This is a genomic window from Sporomusa sp. 246TCP1 (assembly GCF_057319775.1).
Map to the genome: position 1 here is coordinate 1,924,905 of NZ_CM170492.1, position 16,898 is coordinate 1,941,802.

General features: G+C 40.1%; 15 protein-coding genes. 14 read left to right on the forward strand and 1 reads right to left on the reverse strand.

The window, feature by feature from the left end; translation table 11 throughout:
• Positions 1 to 219: 219 nt before the first annotated feature.
• Complete coding sequence (locus AC1ECB_RS09580) at positions 220 to 1,515, forward strand: ATP-binding protein (protein WP_485668480.1); 1,296 nt, start codon at positions 220 to 222, stop codon at positions 1,513 to 1,515.
• Positions 1,516 to 1,601: 86 nt separating this feature from the next.
• Here the strand turns inward: AC1ECB_RS09580 and AC1ECB_RS09585 are convergent, their stop codons facing one another.
• The gene (locus tag AC1ECB_RS09585) at positions 1,602 to 2,309 is read right to left on the reverse strand and encodes a helix-turn-helix domain-containing protein (RefSeq protein ID WP_485668481.1); all 708 of its coding nucleotides are present in this window, start codon (positions 2,307 to 2,309) and stop codon (positions 1,602 to 1,604) included.
• 242 nt (positions 2,310 to 2,551) lie between these two features.
• On the opposite strand from AC1ECB_RS09585, the gene AC1ECB_RS09590 reads away from it, so the two are divergent.
• The 13 genes from AC1ECB_RS09590 (at position 2,552) to AC1ECB_RS09650 (ending at position 16,708) form a co-directional block, all read left to right on the forward strand.
• On the forward strand, positions 2,552 to 3,310 hold the full coding sequence (locus tag AC1ECB_RS09590; protein WP_485668482.1) for a hypothetical protein: 759 nt from the start codon (positions 2,552 to 2,554) through the stop codon (positions 3,308 to 3,310).
• Between the two features lie 100 nt (positions 3,311 to 3,410).
• Positions 3,411 to 3,833 carry an EamA family transporter gene (locus AC1ECB_RS09595; RefSeq protein ID WP_485668483.1) on the forward strand — a complete coding sequence of 141 codons (423 nt, stop codon included), beginning with the start codon at positions 3,411 to 3,413 and terminating at the stop codon, positions 3,831 to 3,833.
• A gap of 276 nt (positions 3,834 to 4,109) precedes the next feature.
• The gene (locus tag AC1ECB_RS09600; protein ID WP_485668484.1) at positions 4,110 to 5,801 is read left to right on the forward strand and encodes a hypothetical protein; all 1,692 of its coding nucleotides are present in this window, start codon (positions 4,110 to 4,112) and stop codon (positions 5,799 to 5,801) included.
• Between the two features lie 54 nt (positions 5,802 to 5,855).
• Positions 5,856 to 6,215 (forward strand): FmdB family zinc ribbon protein, encoded by a 360-nt coding sequence (locus AC1ECB_RS09605; RefSeq protein ID WP_485668485.1) that lies wholly within the window; start codon positions 5,856 to 5,858, stop codon positions 6,213 to 6,215.
• 43 nt (positions 6,216 to 6,258) lie between these two features.
• The gene (locus AC1ECB_RS09610) at positions 6,259 to 6,897 is read left to right on the forward strand and encodes a class I SAM-dependent DNA methyltransferase (RefSeq protein ID WP_485668486.1); all 639 of its coding nucleotides are present in this window, start codon (positions 6,259 to 6,261) and stop codon (positions 6,895 to 6,897) included.
• A gap of 325 nt (positions 6,898 to 7,222) precedes the next feature.
• Entirely contained in the window at positions 7,223 to 8,194 is a 972-nt protein-coding gene (gene spoVK / locus AC1ECB_RS09615; protein ID WP_485668487.1) for a stage V sporulation protein K, read from the forward strand.
• Entirely contained in the window at positions 8,179 to 8,781 is a 603-nt protein-coding gene (locus AC1ECB_RS09620; protein ID WP_485668488.1) for a GTPase, read from the forward strand. The genes spoVK and AC1ECB_RS09620 overlap by 16 nt, the downstream gene beginning before the upstream one ends.
• Entirely contained in the window at positions 8,762 to 9,352 is a 591-nt protein-coding gene (locus tag AC1ECB_RS09625; protein WP_485668489.1) for a hypothetical protein, read from the forward strand. Before AC1ECB_RS09620 ends, AC1ECB_RS09625 begins: the two co-directional genes overlap by 20 nt.
• A gap of 279 nt (positions 9,353 to 9,631) precedes the next feature.
• A complete protein-coding gene (gene hflX / locus AC1ECB_RS09630; protein WP_485668490.1) occupies positions 9,632 to 11,425 on the forward strand; it encodes a GTPase HflX in 1,794 nt (597 codons plus the stop codon).
• Positions 11,426 to 11,428: 3 nt separating this feature from the next.
• Positions 11,429 to 12,670, forward strand: a complete 1,242-nt coding sequence (locus tag AC1ECB_RS09635; RefSeq protein WP_485668491.1) for a methionine gamma-lyase family protein — start codon at positions 11,429 to 11,431, stop codon at positions 12,668 to 12,670.
• Positions 12,671 to 12,810: 140 nt separating this feature from the next.
• Positions 12,811 to 14,349: a hypothetical protein gene (locus tag AC1ECB_RS09640; RefSeq protein WP_485668492.1), complete on the forward strand. Its 1,539-nt coding sequence runs from the start codon at positions 12,811 to 12,813 to the stop codon at positions 14,347 to 14,349.
• 29 nt (positions 14,350 to 14,378) lie between these two features.
• Positions 14,379 to 15,227 carry a PRC-barrel domain-containing protein gene (locus AC1ECB_RS09645; protein WP_485668493.1) on the forward strand — a complete coding sequence of 283 codons (849 nt, stop codon included), beginning with the start codon at positions 14,379 to 14,381 and terminating at the stop codon, positions 15,225 to 15,227.
• Between the two features lie 89 nt (positions 15,228 to 15,316).
• Positions 15,317 to 16,708: a VanW family protein gene (locus AC1ECB_RS09650; protein ID WP_485668494.1), complete on the forward strand. Its 1,392-nt coding sequence runs from the start codon at positions 15,317 to 15,319 to the stop codon at positions 16,706 to 16,708.
• Positions 16,709 to 16,898: the final 190 nt, after the last annotated feature.

Sequence of the window (16,898 nt, forward strand, 5' to 3'; positions counted from 1 at the left end):
AGTTTGGCATAAAAGATACGAACATTTTCCTAGTATTTTTGAAAGTGGAACAGCGATAACGGAGTATGGATTTTCCATACTCCGTTATATATTTCCTTAAAAAATGTTGAATTTAGTAATTTATATGTGTAATTTAGTGTTAATTTATGAATAAATTTATTGAATTTTACAGTAAAATATATTATATTATTGACAACAACTGCAAGGAGGTTGCTCGTTATGTACCGAAAAATAATGCAATATCTTACGGAATGGAAGAGGAGCCCCTATCGGAAACCACTAATTTTACAGGGCGCAAGACAAGTAGGGAAGACCTATTCTGTGCTAGAGTTTGGCCGTGAGCACTATGAAAATGTTGCTTATTTCAATTTTGAAACCAATCCGCAGCTTATTAAAACCTTTGCCGAGAGCTTGGAACCAAGCTACCTTATTCCGATACTTTCCCGGCTGGCTAATCAGACGATTGTCAGGGAAAAAACGCTAATTGTTCTGGATGAGGTTCAACTTTGTGAGAGGGCCTTAACCTCACTCAAATACTTTTGTGAAAATGCGCCAGAATATCATGTGATTGTTGCAGGAAGTCTGTTGGGTGTTGCTGTCAATCGTGAACAATTTTCGTTCCCAGTGGGGAAAGTGGATATCAAGACGCTTCATCCGATGGATTTGGAAGAATTTTTGCTTGCCTATGGAGAGGAGGATCTTGTCAGTCAAATAAAAGAATGTTTCGATCATGATACACCGTTGCCTTCCATTCTACATGAAGCGGCGTTACAATACTATCGCCAATATCTGGTGGTCGGGGGGATGCCGGATTGCGTCAATAAATATTTGGAAACAAAAGACTTTGTTCTCGTCCGGCACACGCAGGATACGATTCTGATGAGCTATCTTAATGATATGAGCAAATACAATACGTCAAATGAAATCAAGAAAACACACCTGGTTTATGATAATATTACGGTTCAGCTTTCAAAGCAGAATACCCGTTTTCAATACAAGTTGATGAAAAAAGGTGGCAGAGCATCCGAATTTGAAAATGCTATCGAATGGCTTACACTTTCTGGTATTGTAACGAAAATATATCGTGCCGAACAGCCAAAGAAACCACTGGAGAATTATCGTGATATTGATTCTTTTAAAATCTATGTTTCCGATGTGGGGTTCTTGTGCGCGAAAAAGGATATTGTTCCGGAAGATGTGCTGTTTTTGTCGGACGAACTGAACGATTTTAAAGGCGGAATGGTTGAGAACTATGTATGCTGCCAGCTCACAGCAAATGGGTACATCAGCTATTATTGGGCCTCTAACCGTAGCGCAGAAGTTGATTTTATTATCCAACGGAATGGGAATATCATTCCGATTGAGGTAAAAGCTGCTGATAATACAAAGTCGAAAAGCCTCGCCATCTATATTCAAAATTATAAACCGGAGTATGCCATTAAGTTGTCAACAAAGAATTTCGGCTTTGAGTCTGGTAAAAAAACGGTTCCCTTATATGCTGCGTTTTGCTTATGAAATGAGAATTCTATAGTTGATATTAATTAATCTGTAAAAGTATGACATATACTACTGCGAAAGGGACGTTCCAGTAGTATAAGAGACTATAGACCATAAGGAGAGGCGACCGCAATATATACATCCATATTAGTTACGCCGTCTGTTTCATATACCTTCTCAAAACAAGGTAAGATTTCTTTTGCTTGTTTATGCTGGAGGCCGTTTACTTCTATATATCGCATAAGCGTCTTATATGCATTTGGAATCAATGAGAATGCTGCCCTAAATGGTTCGCTAATTGTGATAACCGCATACCGCTGACTTGCTTGCGTAATAATTTCCAAGTCTGTGCAAGTTGAATGAAAGCCTGGTGGCAGAATACATGCAGCTGCATAACCGTGCATATGATACACATTGATTTGTTCCTGAGATACAAACGGAAAATCCCATCCGATGATTTCCGGCTGCTCTATCCCGCAAGAAGTTGCCCAAGCGTTTACATGCTTTACAGCATCATCTTCTGGCATTCCGCTGATGACTGCGTATCTGACATATTTGAAAGACGGTAACTCTTCCAATCTGATATTTGTATATGCATCACTATCTGAATTCATATTTCCACGCAACAGTTCATCTAAAGAGCAAGAGAATAGTTTGCACAGCTCAATAGCCGTTTCCATTTCCGGGAAAGCCGAATCCATTTCCCATTTTGATATAGTTTGTCGGGATACTCCCATCTTCTCTGCTAATTTATCTTGTGTCATCCCCTTGTGCATTTTTCTGAGGAACTGCAAATTCTGTCCAAAGCTCATATCATTATTCTCCTTTGCATTTGATGAATATATTATGACAGATGAAAAAATGTAAGTACACCAATTTGCATTTCCTTTTTTAGCAATGTGTGCAACCTGAAGTTGCGTACAAGGGATAGTGGGAGCATCCTTGTTATGTACTGAAAAGAAATGTGAAAATAACATGACTTGTTAGGTGAAAATGGCAATGCAGTTCGAGAAATTATAATGTTTATGCTATATACTTATAGTGGAGGTAGGAAATGACTGAATCAGAGCCGATAAAAGCTGTAATACGTATGCAGGATTATATTCACCAAAATATTAATATTGAATTAACCATTGATGATATATGCTCCGAAGCAGGATATTCAAAAAGACATTCTTTGCGGATATTCAAAGAGTTGTTGAATAAAACAGTTTTCGAATATATACGAGAGATGTTTCCCAACAACTATTTGGCTCCAACTCCTATGAGTTATTACTATCTACTACTGCGTTCAAAAGGAATGAATACTATGAGTGAAGCAAGAACAATTACCGCAACTTTCATCACAAAACCAGCCCGCAAATTGATTATTAAACGCGGAATTTTGTCTACTGACTATTTTACCTATTGCGATGAAATCGGGTGTGATATTTGGGACATTTTAGAAAAAGTACCAAACCGTATAGATAAAGTTTCGTTTGTTATTTTGCCGGAATATTTAATAACCGAAGGAACTTCGAAAGTTGGCTGTGCCGTAGAAGTGCCATTGGACTATAATTCGTCTATTCCGGGAGGTTGCGACATCATTGAACTGGCTGGACAAAAAATGCTTTGGTTTCAGGGTGCGCCTTATGAAAATGAAAGCTGGTATGGCGGTGCGCATTCTGAAATGGATAATGCCATTCAAAATTACAAGCCGGAATTGTATGGATATAGATTTGCATATGACCTTGCACCAAAATATTATTTTTTGACTTCTGCAAAAGACGGTTGCAGAGTATTAGTTCCGGTAGTTAACTTGTGCGAGAAATAAATACCATTTATATTCAAGGAAGACATTGAACAAAGCAATTTGTGATACCCACCGTTTAGAATTATTTAGCCTTGATATCCAGAGAAGAGGTTGAGAATGAATGCTAAATGCATATTTATTGGCTGGAATTGCCATGGTATTTTGGGGTATTGCGCCGATCTTCGGAAAACTCGGGCTGGGGGGCGTTCAGCCTCTGGCCGCCCTTACCGTACGCAGTGTGATTATCAGTCTATTACTCTTGGTAATAGTAACCATCAAGGGCCAATGGGGATTAGTGGCCGAAATGACCGCTAAAAACGCCATGTACATAGCTTTGGAAGGAATTTGCGCCGCGCTGTTGGGTCAACTCGCCTATTATTATGCCTTGAAATTTGGGGAAGTGGGGCGTGTGTCACCGATTGTCGCTGCTTTTCCTCTGGTTGCCGTATTCTTAGGAATTATATTTCTGGGGGAAAAAGTCACGTTCTACAAATTATTAGCATCAGTGCTTATTGTTGCCGGAATTGTCTTGTTGAGATATTAGAAAATGATTACTGAAGCAAGAATATTCCAAAAGACTAATTGAAGGTTAGAAAATGATTTGCAATTATGTTGTTTATGGATATTGCCTTATGGACAATCATATTCATTTGGTCATCAAAGAAACTGAAGAAAAAATTTATCTTGCATTATGAAACGCATTGGAGTGCGTTTTGTATCATGGTATAATCGAAAATATAAAAGGTATGGGCATTTATATTGCCGGATTGACAGGAATCAGTCAAAGTGTAATTTCACGGGTTTAATATGAAAGGAGATTATGTTGAACTATCAAGATTTTATGAAACAAGTGAACAGCCGCTTGGATAAAATGTCAACAGAAGATTTGCGGAGCCTATTGGCAAAATGGGCCAGTGAAGTACAGCCTACAGCAAGATGCGAGTTTCTGGTTAAGCTAATAAGTTCACAGGAAACTAAGCTTAGCGAACAAATGGGAAAAGATATTTTTGAAGAAATTATGTCTTTTGCAGAACGGGTTGCTAATGGTGACTATTGTGACGGCTGGGGCTGGGATGAGACTCTTGGTGAAGAGCGGGACTGGGGTGATGAAAGCTGGGCTGAAGAAATGGATGATTTTTTTCTAAAAGCCCGGGATTTTTTATTCCAGGAAAATTCCCAACTGGCGGAAATAATGTATAAAAAGCTTTTTGAAATACTTGCCATGGGTGAGGAGCCCGGGCATCTGCCGGGTGACTCCGATTACAATAATTTGCTGTCTGTGGATATAACAGAGCAAGTGGCGCTGTTGCTAAGGGCAGTGTATCTTAATACCAGTACAGAAAAGCGCGCGGAATACCTATATGGAGCAATCCAGGAGTATGGTTATCTGACACACGGGATTTTGCTTAACGATATGGTGAATGCTGGCGACACCGTTTTGCCAGAGTGGGGCAATTTTTTGTTAAGATGGATTAGTTTTCTAAAAAAACAGCCAACTGGGCATATTAGCAAATTATTGCGGGAGGCCGTTTTATTACAGGGCGGAGTTGCTGCTATCGCCAAGTTTGCCCAAGAAAATCCGGGCGTTTTTCCGGCTGCTTATCTGGACTGGATTGAGGCGATTGAGAATAACGGCGATGAAGAAGTGGTCATTCAAGTTGTTAGGGAAGCATTGGCTAATATACCCTGCGACTATGTCATGCGGTCTGACATTGCTGTAAAATTAGTGAGGTTGGGAGAAAAACGACACGATAATGCGCTAAAATTAGAAGGATACAGGCACTGTTTTTCAGCCAATCCCAGCATGGAATATTTGCTTAAGTTGTATGGGACAGCCATAGAGTATGGTTGTTTTGAAGATGTGCAGCATGAGACAGAAAACAAAATGAGGGAACTTCGGGGTAAAGTCAAAAAACAGGTTGATATGGAGTGGAATGGTGGGCTGAGAAAGGCGTATGTACCGGACAATGTATGGGTTCATGTATTGCTGTTTGGCGGCAAATATGAGCAAGTGTTTGAACTGTGCAAAAACAAAGACTCGTTAGGATGGTCTGGTGGAACAAATCCGAAACCCGCCTTTATTGCCTTTATCCTGTCGGTATTGGTTGAGGAAAAATCCTATTCGCCTGTACTGTCAGGGCAATTAGCGAGTGCGATTGTAGATTTTCCTTCAAGTAAAGAAAAAGATCATCTAGAACAGTACCGACAGATCGTCTTAGCAACGAAAACGTTACGACCATTCAGTAAAGACGAATTGGACTGTTATATAAAATGGTGCGTGCTCGAAACCGGAAAGCGTGTCGATGCTATTGTGAGCAATCAGTATCGGGGAAGCTATGGAAAAGCGGTAAACTTGCTGGTGGCTGCGGCAGAAGGTTTAAGTCAGAGAGGAGAGAAACACGAAGCCATGGTTTTGCTAGAAAAATACAGGAGCAAGTATCCCCGCCACAGAGCTTTTCAAAGCGAACTTGCAAAGGTAAAGAAATTATCATCTATTGTAAATAGAGCATAGTTACCCTAGATTAAGTATCTGTAAATGATAAATCTATTTTAGGGAGGTTACATTATGAAAGATGATGCCAACTATTTTAATCAAGAAAACCAGCCAATACCTGTCTTAGAAAACAGACCCGTAGGAGTTAAAGAAAAAGAACGTGAGGGGGTATTTGTAAACGGATTTATTTGCCAGAACTGCGGGCTTCACTTTAATTTATTTTCTTGGAAAGCCAATCGCCACCGAAGTGATAATACCTATTGTCCAGAGTGTGGATCGAAAGGCTCCTTTATTCACTATCGCAAAGTGTTGAGTACCAAGAGGGTTAGAGATGATAATTCTAATGACGAAATATTTAGGAATGTGCCTTTAGAGGGCAGTCAGCTAATGAAAGACTCAATCGTAATTTCTAAACAGAAAGATTCTAAATGAACATCTTAATTCTGCTAGGAGAGATGGAGGTGAAGAATAAAATATGGGCCAGGAACAAGGTTTCGATTCGCAGGTAGATTCATATGAGGCTTGGTTCATGGAAAATAACCAGCTTTTTCAATCCGAGGTATCAGCAATTCAACAATTACTGCCTTCCGGCGGAACAGGCATTGAAATCGGCGTGGGAACCGGTCTGTTTGCGTTGGCACTTGGCATAAAAGAGGGGGTTGAACCTTCGGGAAAAATGCGTCAGAAAGCCATTGAGCGAGGGATAAATGTCTGCGAAGGGGTTGCGGAAAATTTGCCAATTCCAACTGGGACATATGACTTTGCGCTAATGGTCACGGTGGATTGCTTTCTCGGTGATGTTCTGCAAGCATTTAAGGAAGCCTGGAGGATTTTGGTCGAAGACAAATTCTTTCTCATAGCTTTCATTGACCGGGAAACGCCTTTAGGACAGATTTATGACCAAAAGAAACAAACCAGTTTGTCATATAAACATGCCCATTTTCACTCTGCCCAAGAGATAAAGCAGTATTTGTTATTGGCTGGATTTTCGGTTATCGAGGAAAAACAGACCGTTTTTAACTTGGATAACCAATTGCAAGAAATTAAACAAGGAACTGGCGAAGGTCTATTTGGCGTCATTAAAGCGAAGAAGTTGCGGATTGCAAGTCAATAAAACAGGCGTTTCGTTATTAAGGATAGAGGTAAAGGTTGAAAAAATATTATAAGATTTATGAGAAGTGGTTTGGGGAAAATCATAACACACAATGGGGTTGCTGTAAGAGCAACCCTCTTTTTACATTATTAAATGTGGCTTGAATCGCTGGTAAGCGGTTGGTTGATTGTATCCAATCCTGGCGGGGTCTGGGGGTTTAGGTTACCAATTGGGTAGCTTTTCTACCCGTTGGAGCTTTCGGTGCTTAATTGGCAAAGAAATCATTCACCATTAAGCGTCGGCGGCGTATACTATATACCACGAAGCCTCTGTGGGGGTGATAATTATGAATTGCCAGTGGCCTGAAGATATAGTAACTGCAGTTGAATCCGGCCAAATATCTCCTATCGAAGCGTTTAAGAAACTGCGTGAATTAGATAGTACTGCTTTTGCCAGCGATTATGTGAATGATATTAACTTTACTGTAGAACAGCGTATCGAAAATATACTGCGCGAACTAGACAGCCTGATTGGCCTTAATGAAGTTAAAAAGTTAGTTCGTGAAATATATGCCTTTATTGAAATTCAAAAGCGTCGGGAAAGAGAACATTTAAATACTGAACCAATGGTGTTGCACATGATCTTTAAGGGAAATCCCGGTACTGGAAAAACCACGGTAGCCAGAATTATGGGCAAAGTATTCCGGGAGATGGGAGTACTGTCAAGGGGACATCTTATCGAAGTAGAGCGGGCCGATTTAGTAGGTGAGTATATAGGTCACACAGCCCAAAAGATGCGTGAACAACTAAAAAAAGCTTATGGAGGAATATTGTTCATTGATGAAGCGTATTCATTGGCCAGAGGCGGAGAAAAAGATTTCGGTAAAGAGGCTATTGATTGTATGGTGAAAGCCATGGAAGATCATAAAGATGAATTCATTTTAATTTTGGCGGGATACCAAAAGGAAATGGAAAAGTTTTTACAAACAAATCCAGGTCTGCATTCACGGTTTCCTATCCATCTTAATTTTCCCGATTACAACAAACAGGAATTACTGGAAATCGCTGAACAACTGTGTGTAACGCGTCAATATCAGCTTACTAGCCAAGCCAAAATTGCATTGCTGACTTTGCTTAATCCTCCAGCAAATAACAGTGACGATAATTTTGGCAACGCCCGTACGGTACGGAACATTATTGAGAAGTCTATTCGGCGGCAGGCTGTTCGATTAATAAGCAAACATTCTACCACCAGGGAAGAATTGATGGTTATTGAACCATCTGATTTAATGGGGGTGGGACCATGCGGGAATGTGTGATTATCGGTCGTCCTAATTCTGGCAAAACCTTATTTGCCTTAAATTTTGCCGGATATCTCGGAACAAAAAATATTGACGTTACATTCCGGACATATGATGGTTTAATGACTTGCCGGCATTTTTCCATCGAAGAAGCGAAACGGGAATTATGCAGCAGCACCTTACATAAAACATGTTCTCTACAGTCCATGCTCCTAAATATGAAAGTGGGCAAAGCAACCGTGAATTTTAAGCTTACCGATACTTGTGGTGTCAGCGAACAAATACATGCTGATGAACGAATTCGTAAGGGGATGGCACAAACTATCGGTTTGTTACGTTCGGTTGACCTGCTTTTGCATGTAGTGGACTTATCGCTTATCAATAAAGCGTTTTCCAAACAATCCTCTATTGATTATGAATTTTATAACTATGGTATGATTTGCAAATCTTATGTACTGCTTGGAAATAAATATGATTTAAGTTCTGCCAAAAATAATCTGCCTCATCTGGCAGCTGCTTTTCCTAAAGCAAGGATCATGCCCATTTCCGCGTTATACAGTCAGGGTTTTAGGGAGGTGAAGGCTTGTGTGGCCAGAAATATTTGAATTTTTGTCTACTATTGCAGCGGTTGCCTGTTGTTCAGCTGCAGTAAAACTAGCCGATGATTACCTGGATAAGGAATATGATGCTATAGCAGGGAAAACTAACTGGGCCGAGATTTTTGACAAAGGGACGATGGTGTACGCTATGTTTTTGTTAGCCCTGTCAGCAGGCATTAATGCACCTTTGGCTCTGTCTTTATTTTTAGGCAGCTATATTGTTGGGATGTTTAGTGCTATGCGCGATAAGTATCCCAGTCGCTTAAACGGATTTCAGGAATCACTTGTTGCCGTTACTGTTGGCCTGGTATTATTTGGCTGGAATACTATGCTATTTTCGTTAAGCTTTGTATTTGCTATCCAATTATTTGATGACTATATTGATGCCCAGAGTGACAATTTATCTGGTCAACGTAATTTTGCTAATCGATATGGTAAAATGGAATGTTTACTTGTAGGGTTATTTTGTACCATAGCAGCTTTTTGGCTGGATGAAAGGTTATTTGCCCCGACACTAGCCGGAACGGCTATCGTTTATATATTATCATTTCGTTTTAATAATACGGTGCGAATATGATAATATATGTTATATTCGGTATTCTAGCTGCTTTTTTATTAGGATACATTCTAGGAAAGCATCATGGCTGGGAAAAAGGTTATCAGGAAGCAGCCGCCACTTTGCCCTTAGAACTACGCCGGCAATCTTTAGAGGAAGGGAAATGCACTATTTGTGCTGAATGCTGGACAAAAACAAGCAATCCTGAAAATTTTAGCAGGGATTTGAATACTTTATAACAAAAGTGTTGTACAATATTAAATGACCAAAATTAAGGTTGAAGTTAGGAGTGTTTGCTGATTGCCTGAGATATATGGAGAAAAGACTGGCTTAAAAAAAACAATCATTGAGAATTTAGAACAGTTATATGAATATACAGTTCCCTTCGGTCAGACAATTACGGATGAATTGGCACAAGCCATGGGGGCTATTGCCGAACAGTTAAACAAGGAAATTGCGGTATATATTAATAGACGGGGAAACGTTGTTCAAGTGGCAGTTGGCGATACTAAGACCGTGCCACTGCCGGAAACGGATGGAAGACGCGCTTTAAACCGGCTGAGCGGTATTCGCTGCATACATACTCATCCAGGTGGAGACAGTCAATTAAGTAGTGTTGATCTGGCCTCACTAAAAAAAATGCGGTTTGATATCATGGTCGCCTTAGCTGTTAGAGAAAATATCCTTGAATTTAGTCTTGGTTTTATTTCAGGGCATTGTCCTGATAGTTATGAAGTACAGACAGTGGGGCCATTGTCATTAGCGGAGTTTGTCCAGATCGATTTAAACTATCTCACCAACCAAATCGAGCAATTGTTGGAAACTAAAGATGTTAGTTCAACTATAGGGCAAACAGAAAAAGCTCTATTGGTTGGCATTGAACGGCAAGGAGAATGGGATGTTAACGATTCGCTTAGTGAGCTGGCACAATTGGCTGAGACAGCAGGCGCTGAAGTCGCAGGTTCAGTTTGGCAAAAGCGCAGTCGCGCTGATGCTGCTTTATATATTGGTCGCGGCAAAGTTCAGGAGATTAGTCTTATTCGCCAGGAGTTGGGCGTCAATGTTATTATTTTTGATGACGAACTTTCACCGGCTCAACAACGCAATTTAGAGCAAGCATTAGGTGTTAAGGTAATTGACCGGTCAGCATTAATATTGGACATCTTTGCCCAACGCGCGCACTCTCATGAGGGTAAGTTACAGGTTGAACTGGCCCAATTAAAATATAATCTGCCACGCCTGGGCGGCCAGGGGCTGGTGCTGTCACGCTTAGGTGGTGGTATTGGTACTAGAGGACCAGGGGAAACGAAACTAGAAGTTGACCGGCGGCGAATAAGAACAAGAATCAGTGATATTGAAAAAGCAATTGAAAACCTAAAAGCCCATCGGTCTTTGCACCGTGAACGGCGTCAGGCATCTGAAATTCCCACAATAGCATTAGTGGGCTATACCAATGCCGGCAAATCAAGCTTGCTTAATAAACTTACTGCTGCCGAAGTATTAGCAGAGGACAAGCTGTTTGCAACATTAGATCCAACAACAAGGCGTTCTAAATTACCGGGTGGGCAAGAAATATTACTAACAGACACGGTTGGATTTATTCAAAAGCTTCCCCATCAGTTGATAGCGGCATTTCGTGGTACGCTGGAAGAGGTAGTGCAGGCTGATTTACTGCTTCATGTTATTGATGCCAGTCATCCACAATTTGAAAAGCAAAGTATCGCTGTATACCAAGTGCTCAAAGAACTGGGAGCTGATACCAAACCAGTAATAACAGTATTCAATAAAATAGACAAAATAGACAATGAATATGTAATTGAGCGTATGCTCCGGCAAACCGACAGTATTGCCGTATCGGCAGTTGCAGGAACCCATATTGATAAGCTGCTTGCCATGATAGAAGGCAGTATTAAAGCAACAAGTATTGATGCAAGGCTAATAATACCCTACGATGACAGTGGTTTTATGGCCAAACTATATGCCGTTGCTACTGTAAATTCAGTCGAATACCAGGCAGAAGGAATTTATGTTTCTGCTTCTTTATCACCGGAATATTGGGAGCGGTTTAAGAAGTATGTAGTAGGAGATGTGTAATTAATGAATTTATTTTCCGATCAGATTATGGCGTTAAAAGCAAAAACCATGGAACAGGCCCGGCCGCTATTTGCGAGCATTGATGAGATATCAGAAAGTAATACAGCCAAGGTACTTAAGGCTTTTCGCAATCATCAAATTTCCGAGTATCTTTTTCGTACAACAACTGGTTACGGTTATGGCGATAGTGGACGCGATCGCCTTGAAGCGGTATGGGCAGAGCTATGTGGAGCGGAAAAGGCTTTGGTGCGTACTCAATTTGTATCTGGGACACATGCGCTAGCCTGTGTCTTATTTGGCTTGTTGCGTCCAGGGGATGAGTTGCTGGCTCTTACAGGTACACCCTATGATACCATGCAGACAGTCATTGGCCAAAAAGTTCATACCCCAGGTTCACTGATAGAAAGTGGCATAACCTATCAGGAGATACCGATGACTCCAACTGGAATCAACCTTAATGCAATAGCCGGCTATCTTAAAAGTAATACTAAGATAGCATTGCTACAACGTTCACGGGGTTATAGTTTGCGAAAACCATTATCTATTAGTGAAATTAGTGCCGCCTGTGCTGAAATAAAGAGACACAAGCCGGATTGTATCTGCTTTGTGGATAACTGTTATGGCGAATTTGTGGATACCATTGAACCAACAGCAGCAGGTGTAGATATAATGGCAGGATCACTAATTAAAAATCCGGGCGGTGGTCTAGCGCCATCAGGCGGATATATTGCCGGTAAAGCAGAATTAGTAGATATGGCGTCCTATCGTTTAACAGCACCGGGTTTGGGTGGACATTTGGGCGCTAGTCTTGCTGATAGCCGGTTACTTTATCAAGGTTTGTTTTTAGCGCCTCATGTTGTGGCGCAATCGTTAAAAGGAGCCATATTTGCTGCCATATTATTTGATTTGCTGGGCTATAAAACGTTACCACACTTTAACGAATTACGAAGCGATATTATTCAAGCTATAGAACTTGGGTCACCGGAGAAAATGGTTGCATTTTGCCAGGGATTACAACAATATTCTCCCGTAGATGCACATGTACGGCCACTACCTGGCCCGATGCCGGGATATACTGATCAGGTAATTATGGCAGGCGGGACGTTTATTCAAGGTTCATCAATTGAACTTAGTGCGGACGGTCCGTTACGTCCGCCTTATATCATCTACCTCCAGGGTGGATTAACCTTCGAGCATGCTGCACTCGGCATTCTAGGAGCAGCGAATGCTATTATAAACATGTAATTTAGGTATTTCTTCGTACATTTCATAAATAGAATACATTTATGACAGGAAAAAAGTCTAAAGCGTCGAATACAGTAAAAGTATGACTTATTATGGCTTGTTATGACTTGGATAAAATATGTAGCTTTTGGTGGTTTATCGTGGAATATATAATTGCCAGTTCGGTTGCTATTTTCATTGCAACGCTGATTGTCTATAAGGTGGCAAACAACCTATTTGGGCTTGGCTTGCGAATAAAGCCGCTCTTGTTATGTGCAGTATGTGCCATGTTTATCAGCCTGGTTTTACCCAAAATTGTTGTGGGATTTGCCGGTTTACCTGGCACCTTGGCTGTATTGGCAATTTTTTCAGTGGTATTTGCTTACTTTGTTGCCCGATGTGATAATGAACCTTCGCCGCAGCAAAAACTCGACACTGAGGCAGAAAGTGCATGTTGCCAGGCTGAACCGTTAATCCAGCCTGAGATAACAGCTAAGATGATGACTCAGGAAGAACCCAATCAGGATGATTCTCTAGCTGTTACGTCAGTTATTGAAGCTGATGTAGCGGAACCAGTAAGTAAGGGTTCGACTGCTGAAAGTATTGGTCTTTCTGAAGACCTTATCGTTGAGCAGCCACTCAGAGATAGGCATGAGAATGAGGAAGATGCAGAAGTTTTACCACAAAGCTCTGATGTGACAGCTGGTGAGGCGGTAGTAGTACCAGACGAGGGTGCACTTTCCCCAGAGCAATTATCTTTGCAGGAGGCGGCTAAATCGAAATCAGATTCTCAAGTTGTTGCACCAGTTATCGAATCTGATTTCAATGAATTAGTTGAGCAGCAGCCACTCATGGATAATCATGAGAATGGGGAAGATACAGAAGTTTCGCCACAAATCTCTGACGTGACAGTTGGCGAGAATGTATTAATGCCAGCTGAGGGTGCACTTTCCCCAGAGCAATTATCTTTGCAGGAGGCGGCTAAATCGGAATCAGATTCTCAAGTTGTTGCACCAGTTATCGAATCTGATTTCAATGAATTAGTTGAGCAGCAGCCACTCATGGATAATCATGAGAGTGGGGAAGATACAGAAGTTTCGCCACAAATCTCTGACGTGACAGTTGGCGAGAATGTATTAATGCCAGCTGATGGTGCGCTTTCCCCAGAGCAATTATCTTTGCAGGAGGCGGCTAAATCGAAATCAGATTCTCAAGTTGTTGCAGTTAGCGAATCTGATTTCAATTTAGAGGAAACAAATTCAATAGTGAAATCCAATAAACTGGTAGATCTTAACCAGTTGGAATCCGAGAAATTAGATGATTTGATTGATTTTGCTTTTTTAAATAAAGAAAGTCAAAATTATGAAATTGCATTCAATGCTTTTAATAAAGCATTGAAATTATATCCAAATAGTGAAGCTGCTCCATTTCTCGTCGTTGAAATTGGTAATATATTAAAAAACAAAGGAGACTACGATGGTGCCATTAGGGTATTTGGGGATGGTCGTAATTTATCTCAAACCAAGCAAGACGAAATGATGGAACAGGAATTTGTTTGTACAATTGCTTATTTACGTATTATTAAAAATGTGTTACTCCAAAATAGCCTTGCAAACATACCGTTTTTAAAAATTCCGCCACAGATAATAAAGCAGATTGATGAAGAATTTCGTGAGTGGCGTAGTGTAGGTAATATCTAATTTATTAAGAGATATATGGAGGTCATAAAATGAAAAAAAGTGTAGACATTATGGGACAACCAATTATTAGCATTACCGAAGGTAAAGAATTGGGTAATGTTAAAGAGCTTCTTGTTAACTATTCTAATGGTACAATAGCTGCATTAGTTATTGATGATGGTAAATGGTATTTAGGTGCTAAGCTTTTACCATTCACTGCAATTGCCGGTCTTGGTGAATCTGCCGTTACTATTAATAATAGCAGTGATATCATAGCTATTACCGGACAACCTGAGTTTGAAAAAATGTTTGAAGTCGGTGTTAAAATTATTGGTACCAAAGTGCTTACTAAAGGCGGAAAAATTCAAGGTAAAATTAATGAATTTATCGTTGATAACTCAGGTAAAATCATTACTTGTGAGTTAGAAAAAACAGACGGTGAAGTTGTTCAACTTCCAGCACAAAATATAGTTACGTTTGGTAAAGAGGTCTTAATTGTTTCCGATAGTGATGAGGTAAGTACTGTATCTGCAGCTAACAGTGTTGAAGTTATTGAAACTATCCCTACTGTACCTGTTCAACCAGAACCAGTGGTTGAGCCTGAAGCTGAACCTATTCCAGCAGCTAAACTCGATCCTCAACCTGTTCCTCAGGTTGAGGTTGCTGATCCAATTCCAGCTAATGAAGCTCGTGAAGCAGAGCAACAGCCTGTTGATGATTCTGCGAAAAAATTTGATGACAAACATCGTAAGTTTTTACTTGGCAAGAAAGCTGCTCGTCGGATTGAGACTGATAATGGAATGTTAATTGTTGATCAGGGTGATGAGATTACTGAGGAAGTTTTGCAAAAAGCAAAGCTTGCCGGTAAATTTGTTGAACTGTCGATGAACATTCAATAATAGTATTCCCAATAGTATCCAAGATTCCCCCGCTATATCGGCATATCGGCGGGGGTTTGTTACCATAACGAAGGGATTGATTATGCCTTGTGCAGACTGTAACATCAAAAAATGCAAACATACTATTTTTCTTACTTATTATAATGCTATTTAGTTCAGTAAGTATGATTGCGGCTAATACAGCTTTTTTAGTCAAAAATGAAATTTACCACGGAGTCACTGTTGGAGATATTCACGTTGGCGGTTTATCAATAATGCAAGCGCAGGAAAAGATTGCGACTACATTTAAAGAACGGACTGCAAAAACACCAGTGATTACAGCAGTATATCAAAATCAAAAATGGACAATTTCTGCACAAGACATTGACCTTAGTATTCAAGCAAAACAATTAGCTCAGCAGGCATATGATATTGGACGGACCGGTAACATTATTAATCGCTTAAAAGAAAGATATTTAGCGGTAAATCAGGGACATATACTGCCATTATCTTTCCAGTATAACCAAGCAAAAATTCAAAGTATTTTCGCCAATATTGCTACTAGTATTAATAAAGAACCTCAGAATGCCAGGATAAAATTAGCTGAAAATTTTGAGATCGTTCCCGAGATAGTCGGACATAAAGTTGATTTAGCTAAAACTCTGGCGTTGGCGTTTGATAATCTTAATACTAAGATTACTTTTACCTTTACAATACCGGTCAACGACTTTATACCGTCAGTAGTTGCTAGCGATTTCGCAGAAATTGATGGAGTAATTGCTTCTTATATTACGCATTTTGATCCTTGGGATCAAAACCGTATGCAAAATGTGATTTTAGCAGCTCGCAGTGTTAATGGTTTGCTGGTGAAAACAGGTGAAGTATTTTCTTTTAATGATGCTGTAGGCTTACGGTTGCCCCAATTTGGCTATAAAAAAGCTCCTGGATATATTAACGGAATTTTAGTACCTGATTGGGGGGGAGGAGTATGCCAGGTTAGTAGTACCCTGTACAATGCTGTTTTATTAGCTGACTTAAGTATTGAAGAACGAACAGCTCATTTTCATCCACCTGGGTATGTACCTCTGGGACAGGATGCAACCGTTGCCGATAATCAATTAGATTTTAAGTTTAAGAATACTCTACCTCAGAATATTTATATTACTAGTGAAGTATCGGGGAGTAGGCTTACTATAAATATTTGGGGAAAACAAATCCAAAAGCAGCCTGAAATTTATATAGTCTCTACAGATAAAAAGATATTAGAGCCGAATACCATCATCTTAAAAGATCAGCAGCTTGAATTAGGAAAAGAAATTGTAGAAGAAGAAGGACAAAGAGGGATTCAGGTATCTACCTATCGTATTAAAAAAGTCGACGGGCAAGTTGTTAAACAGGAACTGTTGGCAATCGATGAATTTTCACCTGTTGACAGGATCATACGTGTTGGAGCTAAGATTTCAGCCCAGCAACCTAAACCTAAGAATAGCACTAATTATTAATTATTTAAATTTAATTGAGGTAATAATAAAAAATCAGCTCACGTGAGCTGATTTTTTATCGTCAAGACTTCGCCTCTACAGGCGGCGTTAATTCAGGTGGAGTAGACTCTCCATCTGAATTCCCAATGTTTCAGCTATGCTGAAACGAGTTCACTAATAGGCGAGATTAATCATAGTAGTTAGATTACCA

Excerpts from the sequence above, each read along its gene's own strand:
- AC1ECB_RS09590 (WP_485668482.1), top strand. The coding sequence starts at position 2,552 with ATGACTGAATCAGAGCCGATAAAAGCTGTAATACGTATGCAGGATTAT.
- AC1ECB_RS09600 (WP_485668484.1), top strand. The coding sequence starts at position 4,110 with ATGTTGAACTATCAAGATTTTATGAAACAAGTGAACAGCCGCTTGGAT.
- AC1ECB_RS09605 (WP_485668485.1), top strand. The coding sequence starts at position 5,856 with ATGAAAGATGATGCCAACTATTTTAATCAAGAAAACCAGCCAATACCT.
- AC1ECB_RS09620 (WP_485668488.1), top strand. The coding sequence starts at position 8,179 with ATGCGGGAATGTGTGATTATCGGTCGTCCTAATTCTGGCAAAACCTTA.
- AC1ECB_RS09595 (WP_485668483.1), top strand. The coding sequence starts at position 3,411 with ATGCTAAATGCATATTTATTGGCTGGAATTGCCATGGTATTTTGGGGT.
- spoVK (WP_485668487.1), top strand. The coding sequence starts at position 7,223 with ATGAATTGCCAGTGGCCTGAAGATATAGTAACTGCAGTTGAATCCGGC.
- AC1ECB_RS09635 (WP_485668491.1), top strand. The coding sequence starts at position 11,429 with ATGAATTTATTTTCCGATCAGATTATGGCGTTAAAAGCAAAAACCATG.
- AC1ECB_RS09645 (WP_485668493.1), top strand. The coding sequence starts at position 14,379 with ATGAAAAAAAGTGTAGACATTATGGGACAACCAATTATTAGCATTACC.
- AC1ECB_RS09585 (WP_485668481.1), bottom strand. The coding sequence starts at position 2,309 with ATGAGCTTTGGACAGAATTTGCAGTTCCTCAGAAAAATGCACAAGGGG.
- AC1ECB_RS09580 (WP_485668480.1), top strand. The coding sequence starts at position 220 with ATGTACCGAAAAATAATGCAATATCTTACGGAATGGAAGAGGAGCCCC.
- AC1ECB_RS09610 (WP_485668486.1), top strand. The coding sequence starts at position 6,259 with ATGGGCCAGGAACAAGGTTTCGATTCGCAGGTAGATTCATATGAGGCT.